We start from the raw sequence: 14,708 nt of genomic DNA, 5'->3' as shown, positions 1-14,708 counted from the left end.
GGGCTCTGGCTAGACGGCCATTCCGTAGACGATCGTGAAGAGGGTGCCGAGGGAGCCGATGATGAAGACCCCCGTCAGGCCGGCCACGATGAGGCCCTTGCCCTGTTCCGCGCTGAAGGTGTCGCGCAGGGCGGTCGCGCCGATGCGCTGTTTGGCCGCGCCCCAGATGGCGATGCCGAGGCAGAGGAGGATGGCGACGGCCATGACCACCTCGACCATGACCTTCGCTTCGTTGCCGAGACTGCCGAACGGCCCCCAGTTCGGGGCGATTCCGCCGATGATGGTGGTGATGTCGCCTTTTTCGGCTGCCAGGATCATGTAACTCACCGCCCCTGTATGGGTAGTTCCGGCGACCCGTGCCCGGACGGCAGGGGTCACGCACTATCTTCCCTGATGAAACCGCCGTCGGATGTCGACTTGACTGCTCTCTTTACCCGATCTGTCGCCCCGGGGACCGTCCGCGGGCCCTGACCTGGGGTCGGGCGGCGTGTGGGGGAAAGAACGTATGGTCACTCTGTGTATCACGAGGGGTGACTCCGGGCAATGATTCCGGTCCCGCCGTACGGGGCGGCTGCTCAGGGGGCGCCGTTCGGCTCAATGGGCGGGTGTTTCGTTCGACCATCCCGATGACGTTTGTCCGACATAAGGCGTGGAACGATCAGGAGCTCAGTGCCGCGCTCTCCGATGGGCGTCTCGTGCCCGCTCGGCCGGCAGTCCGTCGTCAAGCAGGCCCTCACGGCCACCGCACTACGTGAGCCAGTGCGCGGGGCGGGCCAGGGAGTCCGGGATGCGTGTCCCGGGGTTGCCGCGGGCCGCGCTCAGCTGGGACTGGGTGAGGAAGAGGGCGTCCCGCAGGTCGGCGTCCCGCAGGTCGGTGTCGCGGAGGTCCGCGCCGATCAGGTCGGCGGTGCGCAGGTCGGCGCCGCTGAGGTCGGCGGCGATCAGGTAGGCGCCGCGCAGGTTGGCTCCGCGCAGGTCCGCGCCGGAGAGGCGGGCGCCCATCAGGTCGGCACCGCGGTGGTTCTTCCGGCGGCCCGCCGCCTTGGCCCGTACGAGTTCGCTGGCCTTGAGGAGGAGGGAGTTGACCTGCTGGCGCAGGGGGGTGATGTCGAGGTCCGCGAGGGCCTCCGGGGTCGCTTCGGTCCACCGGGTGGTGTCGGCCAGGGCGGTGCGCAGGTCGGCGTGGACCGGGCCGGCGGCGGGGAGGGTCAGGGCCTCGGAGATGTAGAAGAGCAGCTCGTGCAGGTGCCGCATCACCGGGAAGACCTCGAACATCGCGCCGGCCGTGCCCGGGTGGGTGCGCCAGTCGCGGCCGCCGAAGGTGACCTGGGAGACCTGCTGGCCCGCGCCGAAGCAGTCGAATACGGTGCAGCCCGGGAAGCCCTCGTCGCGCAGCCGGGTGTGGATGCCGCAGCGGAAGTCCTGCCGGAGGTTCTTGCAGGGGGTGCCGGCGGGCTTGTTCACGGCGAAGTCGGTGGACTTGGCGAAGGGCAGGGCGACGCAGCAGAGCGCGAAGCAGTTGGTGCAGTCCGCCCGAAGGAGGGGGAGGGGGAGCGGGGCGGAGGGAGGGGGAGGCTTGGGCACGTCCCCATTGTCCTCCGTGTCTCTTCGTGGGGGAGCAGGGGAGCGGGGGAGTAGCGGCGTATTGGGATGCGGGACGGTCTTGATCGCGGACGGTGGGTGCGGAGAGCATCGGCGCATGACAGAAGTGATCGCAGTCGCCGTCATCACCTTCCTCGCGGTGATCAGCCCCGGGGCGGATTTTGCCATGGTCGTCCGCAACAGCTATCTCTACGGGCGCCCCACCGGCCTGTTCGCGGCCGCCGGCGTCGCGGCCGGGGTGCTGGTCCACGTCTCCTACACGATGCTCGGGGTCGGTCTGCTGATCGCCTCCTCCACCGGGCTCTTCACGGTGATCAAGCTCGCGGGCGCCGCGTACCTGGTGTGGATCGGGATACGGACCTTCCGCGCGCGGGCCGAGGTGACCGTGGACCTGGAGGAGGGGAGCGGGCTGACGCCGTTCGGGGCGCTGCGGACCGGGTTCCTGACCAATGTGCTGAACCCCAAGACCACGCTGTTCGTGGTGTCCACCTTCACCCAGGTGGTCGGGCCGGGGACCGCGGTGTGGCAGCAGGCCGGGTACGGGCTGTTCATGTCGGCGGCGCACCTGGGCTGGTTCTCGGCGGTGGCGCTGTTCTTCTCCAACTCCCGGCTGCGCGACCGGATGCTGAGGGCGCAGAAGGCGCTGAACCGGGCCATCGGCTCGGTGCTGGTGGGGCTCGGGGTGGGGCTGGGCTTCGCCCGCTGAGTGCGGCGGGGCGGGGTGCGGGCGGGTGCGGCCCGGGGGGCCGGGGGCGGCCCGAGGTGGCCGGGGGCGGCGCCGGTTCGGCCCGTGGCGGCCGGGGGCGGCGCAGGTGCGGCGCACGTGCGGCCCCGGGTGTGGCCGGGTGCGGCCCAGGTGTGGGTGAAGTACCGCAGGAAGGTCTGGCGGAGCCGTATTACCTGTCGGTAGCGTGGCCGGCATGGGTGCCGAGGGAGCTGTCGAGGGCGATGTCGCCGGGTTCTACGAACGGATCGACGCGGGACGGTTCCTGGCGACCGGTTACACGCGCGGCCCGTGGGACCCCGGCTCCCAGCACGCAGGTCCCCCCGCCGCGCTGCTCGGGCGGGCGATCGAGGAACGGCCGGGCGGGCGGGAGGACATGCGGATCGCCCGGATCACGTACGAGATCCTGCGCCCGGTGCCGATCGGCCCGCTGGAGCTGACCACCAGCGTGCTCCGGGCCGGCCGGGGCACCGAGGTGGTCGAGGCCGCGCTCGCCCCCGCCGGGGCCGCGCCCGTGATGCTGGCGCGGGCCCTGCGGATCCGGATGGCGCGGGAGTCCGTACCGGCCGTGGCGCCCGGGCCGGAGCTGCCGCCGCCCGGGGAGGTGGGGGTGACCCCGTTCTTCCCGGTGCCGTGGGAGAAGGGCTACCACTCGGCGATGGAGACCCGGTTCACGCGGGGCGCGTTCGTCGAACTCGGGCCCGGCACCTGCTGGATGCGGATGCGGGTGCCGCTGGTGGCCGGGGAGGAGCCCAGGCCGCTGGACCGCGTACTGGTCGCGGCGGACTCGGGCAACGGGATCAGCTCCGTCATGGACTTCGGGAAGTACCTCTTCGTCAACGGCGACCTGACCGTGCACCTGCACCGCCATCCGGTCGGGGAATGGGTGTGCGTGGAGGCGCGTACGAGCGTGGACGCGGCCGGCATCGGCCTGGCGGACGCCCGGCTGCACGACGAGAAGGGCCCGATCGGGCGGAGCGCGCAGAGCCTGTTCGTGGCGCCGCGGGGATAGCCGCGCGGGTGGCCTCGGGGATGGCTGCGGGGGTGGCTGCGGGGATGGCCGCAAGGCCACCCGTGGGGCCGGCCGCGAGAGTGGCTACGAGAGGGGCCGCGGGGCCGGCCGGGGAGCCGGGACGGGTGCTCGCGGAAGTCTTCGTATCGTCTGATGAGTTCGGCCATTTGCCGGGTCCGTGCTCCAACTCCTTGCGCTGCAACGGTTTCTGTGGCGGCCCCCGGACGGGATGATTCGACACGAGGTGGCAGGAGCCCCGGGAAAAGCCGTTCGATGGGGGAAGGTTGGCGGGTGCGCAGACTCTGGGTGGTCGGTGGAATCAGCTTCGGGGCGTGCCTGTGCTTTCTCGCCCTGCTCGTGATCGGTACGTACTCGGCGGCCGCGGGCATCGCGAGCGGCGCCGGCGGGCGTGCCCTGGGGCTCGCGAAGGGGGCCGTGCCGGGGAAGTACCAGCCCCTCGTGCAGAAGTGGGGCAACCTCTGCCCGACGCTCAGCCCCGCGGTCCTGGCGGCCCAGCTGTACTCGGAGAGCGGGTGGAACCCGGGTGCGGTGAGTCCGGCGGACGCGCGGGGCATCGCGCAGTTCATCCCGGGGACCTGGGCGACGCACGGCATCGACGGGGACGGTGACGGGGACCGCGACATCTGGGATCCGAACGACGCGATCCCGTCGGCGGCCTCGTACGACTGCGAGCTGGCGCGCTACGTGAGCAAGGTGCCCGGGGACGCCGTCAGCAACATGCTGGCCGCGTACAACGCCGGTCCCGGCGCGGTGACGCAGTACCAGGGCGTCCCGCCGTTCCGGGAGACCCAGGGGTACGTGAAGACCATCACCACCCTCGCCAAGAGCTTCGAGGCCCCCGTCGGGCGGGTGGCGCCCTCGCAGCAGGCGGCCGGGGCGATCTACTTCGCGCAGAAGCAGCTGGGGACCCCGTACCTGTGGGGCGGGAACGGGACGGCCGACCAGGACGGCCGGTTCGACTGCTCGGGACTGACGAAGGCCGCGTACGAGTCGGTGGGGATCGAGCTGCCCCGCGTCGCGAACGACCAGTACAACGCCGGTCCGCACCCCTCGCGCGCGGAACTGCTGCCGGGGGACCTGGTGTTCTTCTCCGACGATCTGACGAACTCCCGGGAGATCCGGCACGTCGGGCTCTACGTGGGCGGCGGGTACATGATCAACGCCCCGTACACCGGCGCCGTGATCCGCTTCGACAAGATCGACACGCCCGACTACTTCGGTGCGACCCGGGTGACGAAGGACGGTGCGGAGGCACTGCCGAGGCGCGAAAGCACCGGCAACTCAGCGTGAACCCAAGGCCCTGAGCTGCGACGATGAGTCACTCTTCGATAACGTTGGGGTGATCATTCGGTGGAGAGTGGAACGTAGCAGCCAGAACGGGCGTTCCATGGGGCACGGGGACGCAATCATCGGGAACACCGGACTGATCACCGGGGGGCGAAGGGCCGCACGCAGGGGTGCGGCCGCAGGCGTACCAAGGCAAGGGCAAGGGGCCGCATCACCATGGCTGGACTCACAACCGGTGGGCCGAACGTGGATGTAAGCCTGCTGTACGAGATCAACGGACTGGCCGGGCGGGCCCCGAGCTGGCTGGACCGGGCCGTGTCCGTCATCGGCGAGTACGGGATCCTGCTCGCCCTCGTGCTCCTGATGCTGTGGTGCTGGCGCGGGGCGCGCCGGCAGGACGAGGCCGCCGCCGTCGAATCCCTGGCCGCGCTCGTGTGGGCGCCACTCGCCGCCGGGGCCGCGCTGCTCCTGAACGTCCCGCTGCGGGAGTTCGTGGGCCGGCCGCGGCCGGCCGCGCAGCACGGCGGGGTGGAGGTGCTGGATCCCGGCGCCGGGATCGGCCACAGCGCCTTCTCGTTCGTCAGCGACCACGCCACGCTCGCGATGGCGCTCGGGGTGGGGCTGTTCATCGCCCACCGCAGGCTCGGCTACTTCGGGATCGGGCTGGCCCTGGTGGAGGGCTTCACCCGGGTCTACATGGGCCTCCACTACCCGACCGACGTCATCGGGGGGCTCGCGCTGGGCACCGCGGTGGTGCTGCTGCTCGCTCCGCTCGCGATGGCGCTGCTGACTCCGGTGGTGCGGGCGGTGGGCCGGTCTCCGCGGCTGGGCGTACTGGTGCGGGCGCGGGGCCGTGTGACGACCCGGCCGGTGGACCTCGCGGCGGCCGCGGCCGCGGCTCCGCCCGTGGGGCGCGAGCACGAGAGCGACCTCGCCGCCTGAGGGCGCGGCGCCCCGGGCGCGGTCCGGGTGCGGCCTGGGCGCGGCCTGGGCGTTCAGTCGATCCCGTACGAGTCCCAGACGGTCAGCAGCACGGCCGCCAGGAGGCACAGTGCCGCGGCGCCGAAGCAGAGCCGGATCGCGGGCGGGCGGGTGCGTGGGGGCCGGGTCACGGGTCGCCGCCGCCCTCGGTGCCGTCCGGATCCGCGTCGGAGCGACGGTAACGGGAGCGCAGCCACAGCCCGGTCGCGGTGGCCGCGGCGGTGGTGACGCCGATGGCCAGGGCGATGTCGCCGGGGCCGTCTGCCGTGCCGACGGGGCTGGCCCGGGCGGGGGCGGCCGAAGCCGAGGCCGGGGCGGTCGGGGTGAACGCGATCAGCAGGGCCCAGAGGAGGGCGGCGAGTCGGGGCGCGGGTCCGGGCATGAGTCAAGGGCATCCGCTCCCGGGCGGGTCGGCCAGCCGGGCCGTCCGATCGGGGGAACGGCGGGCCGGGGCTACTGCGACGTGTGGCCGGTGGCGTCCTTGCGGGCCAGGTCACGGGAGCGGCGGGCCGGGCCGCGCCAGCCGCAGGTGCAGAGGGCCAGGCAGAACGCGCCTCGCTCGGAGGTGCTCGTGGTGTGACCGGCGGGTGGCAGGTCGGGGGCCGGTCCCAGGGGGTCGCGGGGCAACGGCACGGCGGCAAACGGAGGGACAAGAGTCGCTTCGGTGTGCAGTTCCACGGGACCACGGTACCGGGCGGGGCCGGGCCGGGGGAGGGCGCGGCTGCCGGGGAGGAGACCGTGACCGGAACCTGTCCGTGCGGGTGGGTGCGCACCGGCTCCCCGCGGGGCTGTCCCCTTCCCGCCCCTTCCCGCCCCTTCCCGAAACCGAGGCTGCGCCCCGGACCCCCGGACCCCCGGACCCCCGGCCACTGGGGGCTCGGACCGGTTCCCCCAGCTCCGCCCCCGCCCCCCAGCGCGCGCCCCCGGGCTCCCCCGCGGCCGCGTAGGACCGGGGGTGGGCCGTGACGGGAGGGGTGGGGAGTCGTTAAGCGGAGTGGGTGGGGGCCTCGGGCAGACAGTGGTCACGCGTTGGGGGTTGGCGGCGATGGTGGTGCACCAGCACAGGTGGAGGCCGGGGCGCGCGGGTCGGGTGACGGGCGCGGTCGGCCTGGTCCTGACGGTGGCGGCGTTGAGCGGGTGCGGCGGCGAGGCGGTCGCCGGCGATGACGCCCGCCCCGGCGGCGACCCGGCGGCGACGGTCCGCGCAGCCGCCGACGCGCTGGCCGCGACCGGGAGCGCGCAGGCCCGTACCGCCATGGAAATGGCGACCGGCGGCACCCGGGTCACCATCCGGGGCGAGGGCGGGGTCGACTTCAAGAACCGGATGGGGCAGCTGCTGGTGATGCTCCCCGCCGACGCCAAGGGCCAGGCCGAGCACCGGCCCATCACCGAACTGCTCGTGCCCGGCGCGCTCTACATGAAGAACCGGGGCGCGGGCGTCCCCGACGACAAGTGGGTGCGGGTCGACACGACGGCCCTCGCCGACGGGAACCTCGTCACGGGCGGGGCCACCGACCCGATGGCCGCCGCCGAGCTGCTGCGCGGCGCGCGGGAGGTGACGTACGTGGGGGAGGCGGAGGTGGCCGGGACCAAGGTCCGGCACTACCGGGGCACGACCGACATCGCGCGGGCCGCGGCGGACGCCTCCCCGGCGGTGAAGGGGGCACTGGAGGCGGCGGCGAAAGGGTTCAGCAAGGGTGCGGTGCCGTTCGACGCGTACCTCGACGCCGAGGGCCGGCTGCGGAAGGTCTGCCACCGCTTCACCTACGTGAACAATGGCGTGATCGATGTGTCCTCCACCACGCTGCTCTACGGCTTCGGGACTCCGGTCACCGTCGTATTGCCGCCGGAAGCGGACATTTACGCCGGGAAGATCGCCGACTAGTCGGCCGGACCGGTGAGGGCGGCGCGATCGGACCATGGCCGGGTATCCGGAAATGGTCCATCCGTGTCATGTGCGCCGCGCCGTGCGCTCCCTAGGCTGGGAAACCGAGCGCCGGCGACCGGACGACGACGGCAGAGAGAGGTGACACGCGTGACTCCCGCAGGCGGTTCGACGGTGCAGGACCTCGTGGCTCTCGCGGAGATCGAGCTGTGCGGGGAGCTGATCATCGCGGCCTCGGCCGCGAACGAGGACCGGCTCAGCCAGGACCGGATCGATGAGGTGCTGATGGGGCGGTAGGCCGCCCCGTCCCGTGACCCCGGTCAGGTGCGCAGCAGGCGGGCGATCGCCTTCGTCGCTTCCTCGACCTTGGCGTCGATCTCGGCCCCGCCCTTGACGGCCGCGTCCGCGACGCAGTGCCGCAGGTGCTCCTCCAGCAGCTGGAGCGCGAAGGACTGCAGTGCCTTCGTGCTCGCCGAGACCTGGGTGAGTATGTCGATGCAGTAGACGTCCTCGTCGACGAGGCGCTGGAGGCCCCTGATCTGGCCCTCGATCCGGCGCAGTCGCTTGAGGTGCTCGTCCTTCTGGTGGTGGTATCCGTGCACCGCGCCCGTGCTCGCGCCCGTGTCGGTGACCGCGCCCGTGCTCGCGCCCGTGTCGGTGACCGCGCCCGTGCTCGCGCCCGTGTCGGTGACCGCGCCCGTGCTCGCGCCCGTGTCGGTGACCGCGCCCGTGCTCGTGCTCGTGCCCGTGTCCGTACCAGTGCCCATGTCGGTACCCGTGCCGGTTTCGGTGCCCGTTTCGGCTCCGGAGCCCTCCGCCTGGATGGCAGTCATGCGTCCTCCCGTGGTCCGGATCGAGGAGTGCATACCCCTCATGGGTATAGGGTACCGGCCCCCGGCCGCGGGAGCGGGGGGACCGTGGTCCTCACTCTGCCTGATGGAGGACACTGGGGAACCGCCGGTTAGCCGTGGCCGGGGGATGCGCCTAGCATCAGCCTGACCGAATCCAATGCACCCCGAGGACCTCACGTGCGATTTCGTCTGACCCCCAGGGAGACGAGCTTCTACGACATGTTCGCCGCATCCGCGGACAACATCGTCACGGGCTCGAAGCTCCTGATGGAACTGCTCGGAGCGGACTCCTCCGCCCGAGCCGAGATCGCGGAGCGGATGCGGGCAGCGGAGCACGCGGGGGATGACGCGACCCACGCGATCTTCCACCAGCTCAACTCCTCCTTCATCACGCCGTTCGACCGCGAGGACATCTACAACCTGGCGTCCTGCCTCGACGACATCATGGACTTCATGGAGGAGGCGGTCGACCTGGTCGTCCTCTACAACGTGGAGGAGCTCCCCAAGGGAGTCGAGCAGCAGATCGAGGTACTGGCGCGCGCGGCCGAGCTGACCGCCGAGGCCATGCCGCACCTGCGGACCATGACCAACCTGACCGAGTACTGGATCGAGGTCAACCGCCTCGAGAACCAGGCCGACCAGATCCACCGCAAGCTGCTCGCCCAGCTCTTCAACGGCAAGTACGACGCCATTGAGGTGCTGAAGCTCAAGCAGATCGTCGACGTGCTCGAAGAGGCGGCCGACGCGTTCGAGCACGTTGCGAACACGGTGGAGACCATCGCGGTCAAGGAGTCCTGAACCTCGTGGACACCTTCGCTCTGATCGTGACCATCGGTGTCGCGCTCGGCTTTACCTATACGAATGGTTTTCACGACTCCGCGAACGCGATCGCGACCTCGGTCTCGACCCGTGCGCTGACCCCGCGCGCCGCGCTCGCGATGGCCGCGGTGATGAACCTGGCCGGTGCCTTCCTCGGCAGCGGTGTTGCCAAGACGGTCAGCAAGGGGCTCATCGAGACCCCGCACGGGGACCGGGGGATGTGGATCCTCTTCTCCGCGCTGGTCGGCGCGATCGTCTGGAACCTGGTCACCTGGTACTTCGGCCTGCCCTCGTCCTCCTCGCACGCGCTGTTCGGCGGCATGGTGGGCGCGGCGCTGGCCGGCGGGATCGGCGTCATCTGGCACGGGGTGCTGGAGAAGGTCGTCATCCCGATGTTCCTCTCGCCCGTCGTCGGCCTGATCGCGGGCTACCTGGTGATGGTCGCGATCATGTGGATGTTCCGCAGGTCCAACCCGCACAAGGCCAAGCGCGGTTTCCGGATCGCCCAGACCGTCTCGGCGGCCGCCATGGCCCTCGGCCACGGTCTGCAGGACGCGCAGAAGACGATGGGCATCGTGGTGATGGCCCTGGTCATCGCCGACGTCCAGGGCGACGGCGACCCGATCCCGGTCTGGGTCAAGATCGCCTGTGCCGTGATGCTCTCGCTCGGTACGTACGCGGGCGGCTGGCGCATCATGCGCACCCTGGGCCGCAAGATCATCGAGCTCGACCCGCCGCAGGGCTTCGCCGCCGAGACGACGGGTGCGTCGATCATGTACACGGCGTCCTACCTGTACCAGGCGCCGATCTCCACCACCCACGTGATCACCTCGGCGATCATGGGCGTGGGCGCCACCAAGCGGGTCAATGCGGTCCGCTGGGGCGTCGCCAAGAACATCATCCTGGGATGGTTCATCACCATGCCGGCCGCGGCCCTGGTCGCCGCGGTCAGCTTCTGGATCGTGAACCTGGCCGTCGGCTGAGACGCCGCGCAGGGCAAAGAAGCGGGCCGGCTCCCCCCACCCAGGGGGAGCCGGCCCTTTTCTTTCTTCCGCCTTGCGGTGGCACCGCCATGCAGCACCGCAGGACGTCTTGCAACATCCCGGTTTAGCCGAAGCGGCCCGAGATGTAGTCCTCGGTCGCCTGCACGGACGGGTTGGAGAAGATCCGGTCCGTGTCGTCGATCTCGACCAGCTTTCCGGGCTGGCCGACCGCGGAGAGGTTGAAGAAGGCCGTGCGGTCGGAGACGCGCGCCGCCTGCTGCATGTTGTGCGTCACGATGACGATCGTGAAGCGCTCCTTGAGCTCGCCGATCAGGTCCTCGATGGCGAGGGTGGAGATCGGGTCGAGGGCCGAGCAGGGCTCGTCCATCAGGAGGACCTGGGGCTCGACCGCGATGGCGCGGGCGATGCACAGGCGCTGCTGCTGGCCGCCGGAGAGGCCGGAGCCCGGCTTGTTCAGGCGGTCCTTGACCTCGTTCCAGAGGTTGGCGCCCTGCAGGGACTTCTCGACGATGTCCGTGAGCTCGGACTTCTTGAAGGAGCCGTTCAGGCGCAGGCCCGCCGCCACGTTGTCGAAGATCGACATGGTGGGGAAGGGGTTGGGGCGCTGGAAGACCATGCCGACCGTGCGGCGGACCGCGACCGGGTCCACGCCGGGGCCGTACAGGTTCTCGTCGTCCAGGAGCACCTTGCCCTCGACGCGGCCTCCGGGGGTGACCTCGTGCATGCGGTTCAGGGTGCGCAGGAAGGTGGACTTGCCGCAGCCGGAGGGGCCGATGAAGGCCGTCACGGAGCGGGGTTCCACGGTCATCGAGATGTCGTCGATGGCCTTGTGGGTGCCGTAGAAGGCGGACAGTCCGCTGACGTCGATTCGCTTCGCCATGGTGGTCACTTCGCTTTCATGTGGTCGCGTCAGCGACCGGTCTTCGGGGCCTTCCAGCGGGCGATGCCGCGGGCCACCAGATTGAGGATCATGACGAAGGCGATCAGGACGAGCGCTGCGGCCCATGCCCGGTCGTAGGAGGCTTCACTGCCGACCTTGTACTGCTCCCAGATGTAGAGGGGGAGCGAGGACTGAGGGCCTTCGAAGGGGTTGTTGTTGATCAGCTGGGAGCCGAAGACCAGCAGCATGATCGGGGCGGTCTCACCCGCGATGCGGGCGACGGCCAGCATCACGCCGGTGGAGATGCCGCCGATGGCGGTGGGGAGCACGACCTTCAGGATCACGCGCCACTTCGGTACACCGAGGGCCAGGGCGGCCTCGCGCAGCTCGTTCGGGACGAGCTTGAGCATCTCCTCGGTGGAGCGGACCACGACGGGCATCATCAGGATCGACAGGGCCATCGCGCCGGCGAAGCCGGAGGGACCGAAGCCGAGCAGCAGGTTCCAGGTCGTCAGGATGAACAGACCCGCGACGATGGAGGGGATGCCGGTCATGACGTCCACGAAGAAGGTCACGGCCTTGGCCAGCGAGCCCCGGCCGTACTCGACCAGGTAGACGGCGGTCAGCAAGCCGATGGGGGCCGCGATCGCGGTGGCCAGGGCGACCTGCTCGATGGTGCCGAGGAGGGCGTGGTAGACGCCGCCGCCGGCCTCGAAGCTGGTCACGCCGTTCATCGAGTGGCCGAGGAAGTCCCCGTCGAGGACCTTCATGCCGCGGCTGATGGTCGTCCACAGCAGCGAGAGCAGCGGGACGAGGGCGAGGACGAAGCAGACCCAGACGACGGAGGTCGCGACCCGGTCCTTGGCCTGGCGGCGGTTCTCGATCAGCGAGCTGGCCGTGTACGTGATGACCACGAAGAGGATGGCGGCGAGCAGGCCCCACTGGATCCGGCTCTGCAGGCCGAGGAGGGCGCCGAGGCCGCAGCCGAGGGCGATGGAGAGGACCGAGATGGCGGCCGGGGCCCAGCGGGGCAGGTTGCCCTGCGTCAGGCTGGTCGGGGCGACGGACTTGCGGGCCCGGGAGGGGCGCGGGTCCTGGAGTGCGTGGCTCATCAGGCGTTCGCCCCCGAGAAGTCCTTGCGACGGGCGATGATCAGCCGGGCGGCGCCGTTGACCAGCAGGGTGAGCAGGAAGAGCACGAGGCCGGAGGCGATCAGGGCGTCGCGGCCGAACTCGTTGGCCTCGTCGAACTTCGCGGCGATGTTCTGCGCGAACGTGCCGCCGCCCGGGTCCAGGATGTGGCCGGAGATCAGGAAGCTCGGGGAGAGGACGGTCGCGACGGCCATGGTCTCGCCCAGCGCGCGGCCGAGGCCGAGCATCGAGGCGGAGATGACACCGGAGCGGCCGAAGGGCAGGACCGACATCCGGATGACCTCCCAGCGGGTCGCGCCGAGGGCCAGTGCGGCCTCCTCGTTCATGCGCGGGACCTGCAGGAAGACCTCGCGGCTGACGCTGGTCACGATCGGGAGGATCATGATCGCGAGCAGGATGCCGACGGTGAAGAGCGAGCGCGCGACGCCGACCTGGGTCTTGTCGAAGACGTAGGTCCAGCCCATGTACTCGTCGAGCCACATGTTCAGGCCGCCGAGGTACGGGACGAGGAAGAGCGCGCCCCAGATGCCGTAGATGATCGACGGCACTGCGGCCAGCAGGTCGACCACGTAGGCGAGGGGCGCGGCCAGCTTGCGCGGCGCGTAGTGCGAGATGAAGAGGGCGATGCCGACGGCGATCGGAACCGCGATGGCCATCGCGATGATCGAGCTGACGACGGTGCCGAAGAGCAGGACGGCGATGCCGAAGACGGGGGGCTTGGCCGACGCGTTCCAGTCGAACGTGGTGAGGAAGTTGCCCTCGTTGTCGGCCAGTGCGATGGAGGCACGGTAGGTGAGGAAGACGGCGATCGACGCCATGATCACCAGGAGCAGGATGCCTGAGCCCTTGGAGAGCCCGGCGAAGATCTTGTCACCGGCTCGGCCGGTGGACCTTGCGCTCTGGGGGACCGGCGGAGCCGTGTCTATCTGGGTGGGTGTGGTGGAAGCCATGGTCTTTCCGGTCTGGATGGGGGGCAGGCCCCCCGGGCGGCGGTGCACCGGATCCCCTGGGTGGAGGGGAGGGTCCCCGGGCCGGTCCGCTCCCCGGACGGGGGGAGCGGACCGGTGGTCCGGGGGGTCAGGTTCAGCTGAGGGTCGCGATGATCTCGCGGACCTTGGTGTTGATCTCGGCCGGGATCGGGGCGTAGCCGTTCTCGGTGAGGACCTTCTGGCCCGCGTCGGACGCGGTGTAGTTCAGGAAGGACTTCAGGGTCGGGAGCGTGTCGGCCTTGTTGCCCTTGTCGCAGACGACCTCGTAGGTCACCAGGACGATCGGGTAGGCACCCTCGGTCTTGGTGGCGTAGTCGAGCTTGAGCGCCAGGTCGGAACCGGTGCCGGAGACCTTGGCGGCGGCGATGGCCTTGGAGGCGTTCTCGCCGGTGGCCTTGACCGGGGCGGCGGCGCCCGTGTTCACGTCCACGGTCTTGATGCTCTGCGAGGAGGCGTAGGAGAGCTCGAAGTAGCCGATCGCACCGTCGACGGCCTTGACCTGCGAGGCGACGCCGGCCGAACCGGAGGCGGCCTGGCCACCCGGGGCCGGCCACTTCTTCGCGGCCTCGTACGTCCAGGCCTCGGGCGCGGCGGCCTTGAGGTACTTGCCGAGGTTCTCGGTGGTGCCCGAGTCCTCGGAGCGGTGGAAGGCCTGGATCGCGGTGGAGGGAAGCGTGACGCCGGGGTTCAGCTTCTTGATCGCCTCGTCGTCCCACTTCTTGATCTTGTCGTTGAAGATCGCGGCGAGGGTGGGGGCGTCCAGCGTCAGCTTGTCCACGCCGGCGACGTTGAAGCCGATGGCGATCGGGCCGCCGACCATCGGCAGGTCGATGCCCTGGCCGCCGGTGCAGATCTTCTTCGACTCCTCGACGGCGTCGGGCTTCAGCGCGGAGTCCGAACCGGCGAAGCCGACCGTGCCCTGGTTGAAGGCGACGACGCCCTCACCGGAGGAGGAGGACTTGTAGTTGACCTCGACGCCGGAACAGGCCGCCATGTAGTTCTTGATCCACAGGTCGACCGCGTTCTTCTGCGCGGAGGAGCCGGAGGCCAGCAGCTTGCCCTTGGCGTCGCCGCACTTGATGTCGCTCGCGGCGGCGGAGGGCTTGCCCGTGGCAGCGCCGTCGGTCTTGGTGTTGTCGTCCGAGCCGCACGCCGTGAGGACCAGGGCGCCGGACACGACGAGCGCCCCGAGGGCGGAGGCACGAAGCATGTTCTTGCGCTGAAGCTTCACTTTCGGGTGTTTCCTTCCAGAAGCCGCCGGCCGCTTTCTGTGTCGGGGCGGCGTGCGAAGAGGACTACGTCTTGGTGCTGGAAGGAACCACCCGCCTGGGCGGCCGCTCACTCCCTGCGTCTACGAAGTTAGGCAGATCAGGTGAAGCGGCCGACCGGGGTAAGTGAACGGATGGTGAACCGTGGCGGACGGGGCGGTGTGTCCGGGCGGGTTCACCGCCGGACGTCATCTCCTGTTATCCCGCCGTTACCGCGGCGTGACCGATGCGGCT

17 protein-coding genes are annotated in these 14,708 nt (G+C 70.5%); 8 read left to right on the top strand and 9 right to left on the bottom strand.

Annotated features, from left to right (window positions below; genetic code table 11):
* Positions 1 to 9: 9 nt before the first annotated feature.
* On the bottom strand, positions 10 to 318 hold the full coding sequence (locus tag OG904_RS13330) for a hypothetical protein (RefSeq protein WP_136213834.1): 309 nt from the start codon (positions 316 to 318) through the stop codon (positions 10 to 12).
* A gap of 429 nt (positions 319 to 747) precedes the next feature.
* A complete protein-coding gene (locus OG904_RS13325; RefSeq protein WP_405490596.1) occupies positions 748 to 1,584 on the bottom strand; it encodes a pentapeptide repeat-containing protein in 837 nt (278 codons plus the stop codon).
* Positions 1,585 to 1,699: 115 nt separating this feature from the next.
* On the opposite strand from OG904_RS13325, the gene OG904_RS13320 reads away from it, so the two are divergent.
* The 4 genes from OG904_RS13320 (at position 1,700) to OG904_RS13305 (ending at position 5,588) form a co-directional block, all read left to right on the top strand.
* Complete coding sequence (locus tag OG904_RS13320; protein WP_405490594.1) at positions 1,700 to 2,308, top strand: LysE family translocator; 609 nt, start codon at positions 1,700 to 1,702, stop codon at positions 2,306 to 2,308.
* 214 nt (positions 2,309 to 2,522) lie between these two features.
* Positions 2,523 to 3,338, top strand: a complete 816-nt coding sequence (locus OG904_RS13315) for a thioesterase family protein (protein WP_405490593.1) — start codon at positions 2,523 to 2,525, stop codon at positions 3,336 to 3,338.
* A 291-nt stretch (positions 3,339 to 3,629) separates the two neighbouring features.
* Complete coding sequence (locus OG904_RS13310) at positions 3,630 to 4,649, top strand: NlpC/P60 family protein (RefSeq protein ID WP_405490592.1); 1,020 nt, start codon at positions 3,630 to 3,632, stop codon at positions 4,647 to 4,649.
* Between the two features lie 213 nt (positions 4,650 to 4,862).
* On the top strand, positions 4,863 to 5,588 hold the full coding sequence (locus OG904_RS13305; RefSeq protein ID WP_405490590.1) for a phosphatase PAP2 family protein: 726 nt from the start codon (positions 4,863 to 4,865) through the stop codon (positions 5,586 to 5,588).
* Positions 5,589 to 5,754: 166 nt separating this feature from the next.
* On the opposite strand, the gene OG904_RS13300 is transcribed toward OG904_RS13305, so the two are convergent.
* Positions 5,755 to 6,009, bottom strand: coding sequence for a hypothetical protein (locus tag OG904_RS13300; RefSeq protein WP_405490572.1), 255 nt, complete (start codon positions 6,007 to 6,009; stop codon positions 5,755 to 5,757).
* 71 nt (positions 6,010 to 6,080) lie between these two features.
* Positions 6,081 to 6,260 carry a hypothetical protein gene (locus OG904_RS13295; RefSeq protein WP_405490570.1) on the bottom strand — a complete coding sequence of 60 codons (180 nt, stop codon included), beginning with the start codon at positions 6,258 to 6,260 and terminating at the stop codon, positions 6,081 to 6,083.
* Positions 6,261 to 6,672: 412 nt separating this feature from the next.
* Between OG904_RS13295 and OG904_RS13290 the strand changes: the two genes are divergently transcribed.
* Together OG904_RS13290 and OG904_RS13285 are read left to right on the top strand one after the other, a co-directional pair.
* Positions 6,673 to 7,512: a hypothetical protein gene (locus OG904_RS13290; protein WP_405490568.1), complete on the top strand. Its 840-nt coding sequence runs from the start codon at positions 6,673 to 6,675 to the stop codon at positions 7,510 to 7,512.
* Between the two features lie 150 nt (positions 7,513 to 7,662).
* Positions 7,663 to 7,809, top strand: coding sequence for a hypothetical protein (locus tag OG904_RS13285; RefSeq protein ID WP_328304365.1), 147 nt, complete (start codon positions 7,663 to 7,665; stop codon positions 7,807 to 7,809).
* Between the two features lie 23 nt (positions 7,810 to 7,832).
* Here the strand turns inward: OG904_RS13285 and OG904_RS13280 are convergent, their stop codons facing one another.
* Positions 7,833 to 8,279 carry a metal-sensitive transcriptional regulator gene (locus OG904_RS13280; RefSeq protein WP_405497981.1) on the bottom strand — a complete coding sequence of 149 codons (447 nt, stop codon included), beginning with the start codon at positions 8,277 to 8,279 and terminating at the stop codon, positions 7,833 to 7,835.
* A gap of 261 nt (positions 8,280 to 8,540) precedes the next feature.
* Here OG904_RS13280 and OG904_RS13275 point away from each other — a divergent pair, with 261 nt between their 5' ends.
* On the top strand, positions 8,541 to 9,161 hold the full coding sequence (locus OG904_RS13275) for a DUF47 domain-containing protein (protein ID WP_073920857.1): 621 nt from the start codon (positions 8,541 to 8,543) through the stop codon (positions 9,159 to 9,161).
* 5 nt (positions 9,162 to 9,166) lie between these two features.
* Complete coding sequence (locus OG904_RS13270) at positions 9,167 to 10,165, top strand: anion permease (protein ID WP_405490566.1); 999 nt, start codon at positions 9,167 to 9,169, stop codon at positions 10,163 to 10,165.
* Between the two features lie 124 nt (positions 10,166 to 10,289).
* Here OG904_RS13270 and pstB read toward each other — a convergent pair whose 3' ends face one another.
* The 4 genes from pstB to pstS form a co-directional block, all read right to left on the bottom strand.
* Positions 10,290 to 11,066, bottom strand: coding sequence for a phosphate ABC transporter ATP-binding protein PstB (gene pstB / locus OG904_RS13265; RefSeq protein ID WP_328299559.1), 777 nt, complete (start codon positions 11,064 to 11,066; stop codon positions 10,290 to 10,292).
* Between the two features lie 29 nt (positions 11,067 to 11,095).
* The gene (pstA, locus tag OG904_RS13260; protein ID WP_405490564.1) at positions 11,096 to 12,178 is read right to left on the bottom strand and encodes a phosphate ABC transporter permease PstA; all 1,083 of its coding nucleotides are present in this window, start codon (positions 12,176 to 12,178) and stop codon (positions 11,096 to 11,098) included.
* Positions 12,178 to 13,167 (bottom strand): phosphate ABC transporter permease subunit PstC, encoded by a 990-nt coding sequence (gene pstC / locus OG904_RS13255; protein ID WP_405490562.1) that lies wholly within the window; start codon positions 13,165 to 13,167, stop codon positions 12,178 to 12,180. The genes pstA and pstC overlap by 1 nt, the downstream gene beginning before the upstream one ends.
* Positions 13,168 to 13,300: 133 nt before the next feature.
* Complete coding sequence (gene pstS, locus OG904_RS13250) at positions 13,301 to 14,437, bottom strand: phosphate ABC transporter substrate-binding protein PstS (RefSeq protein WP_405490560.1); 1,137 nt, start codon at positions 14,435 to 14,437, stop codon at positions 13,301 to 13,303.
* Positions 14,438 to 14,708: the final 271 nt, after the last annotated feature.

It is taken from the genome of Streptomyces sp. NBC_00096 (genome assembly GCF_045041305.1).
In the GTDB taxonomy this organism is placed as follows: Bacteria; Actinomycetota; Actinomycetes; order Streptomycetales; family Streptomycetaceae; genus Streptomyces.
The sequence above is the reverse complement of the archived record's forward strand: the minus strand, read 5'-3'. Positions and strand labels throughout refer to the sequence as shown.

Bases quoted from the DNA above. Each gene is read 5' to 3' on its own strand.
- pstC (WP_405490562.1), bottom strand. From the start codon at position 13,167: ATGGCTTCCACCACACCCACCCAGATAGACACGGCTCCGCCGGTCCCC.
- OG904_RS13280 (WP_405497981.1), bottom strand. From the start codon at position 8,279: ATGGGCACTGGTACGGACACGGGCACGAGCACGAGCACGGGCGCGGTC.
- pstB (WP_328299559.1), bottom strand. From the start codon at position 11,066: ATGGCGAAGCGAATCGACGTCAGCGGACTGTCCGCCTTCTACGGCACC.
- OG904_RS13320 (WP_405490594.1), top strand. From the start codon at position 1,700: ATGACAGAAGTGATCGCAGTCGCCGTCATCACCTTCCTCGCGGTGATC.
- pstA (WP_405490564.1), bottom strand. From the start codon at position 12,178: ATGAGCCACGCACTCCAGGACCCGCGCCCCTCCCGGGCCCGCAAGTCC.
- OG904_RS13300 (WP_405490572.1), bottom strand. From the start codon at position 6,009: ATGCCCGGACCCGCGCCCCGACTCGCCGCCCTCCTCTGGGCCCTGCTG.
- OG904_RS13290 (WP_405490568.1), top strand. From the start codon at position 6,673: ATGGTGGTGCACCAGCACAGGTGGAGGCCGGGGCGCGCGGGTCGGGTG.
- OG904_RS13305 (WP_405490590.1), top strand. From the start codon at position 4,863: ATGGCTGGACTCACAACCGGTGGGCCGAACGTGGATGTAAGCCTGCTG.
- OG904_RS13330 (WP_136213834.1), bottom strand. From the start codon at position 318: ATGATCCTGGCAGCCGAAAAAGGCGACATCACCACCATCATCGGCGGA.
- OG904_RS13315 (WP_405490593.1), top strand. From the start codon at position 2,523: ATGGGTGCCGAGGGAGCTGTCGAGGGCGATGTCGCCGGGTTCTACGAA.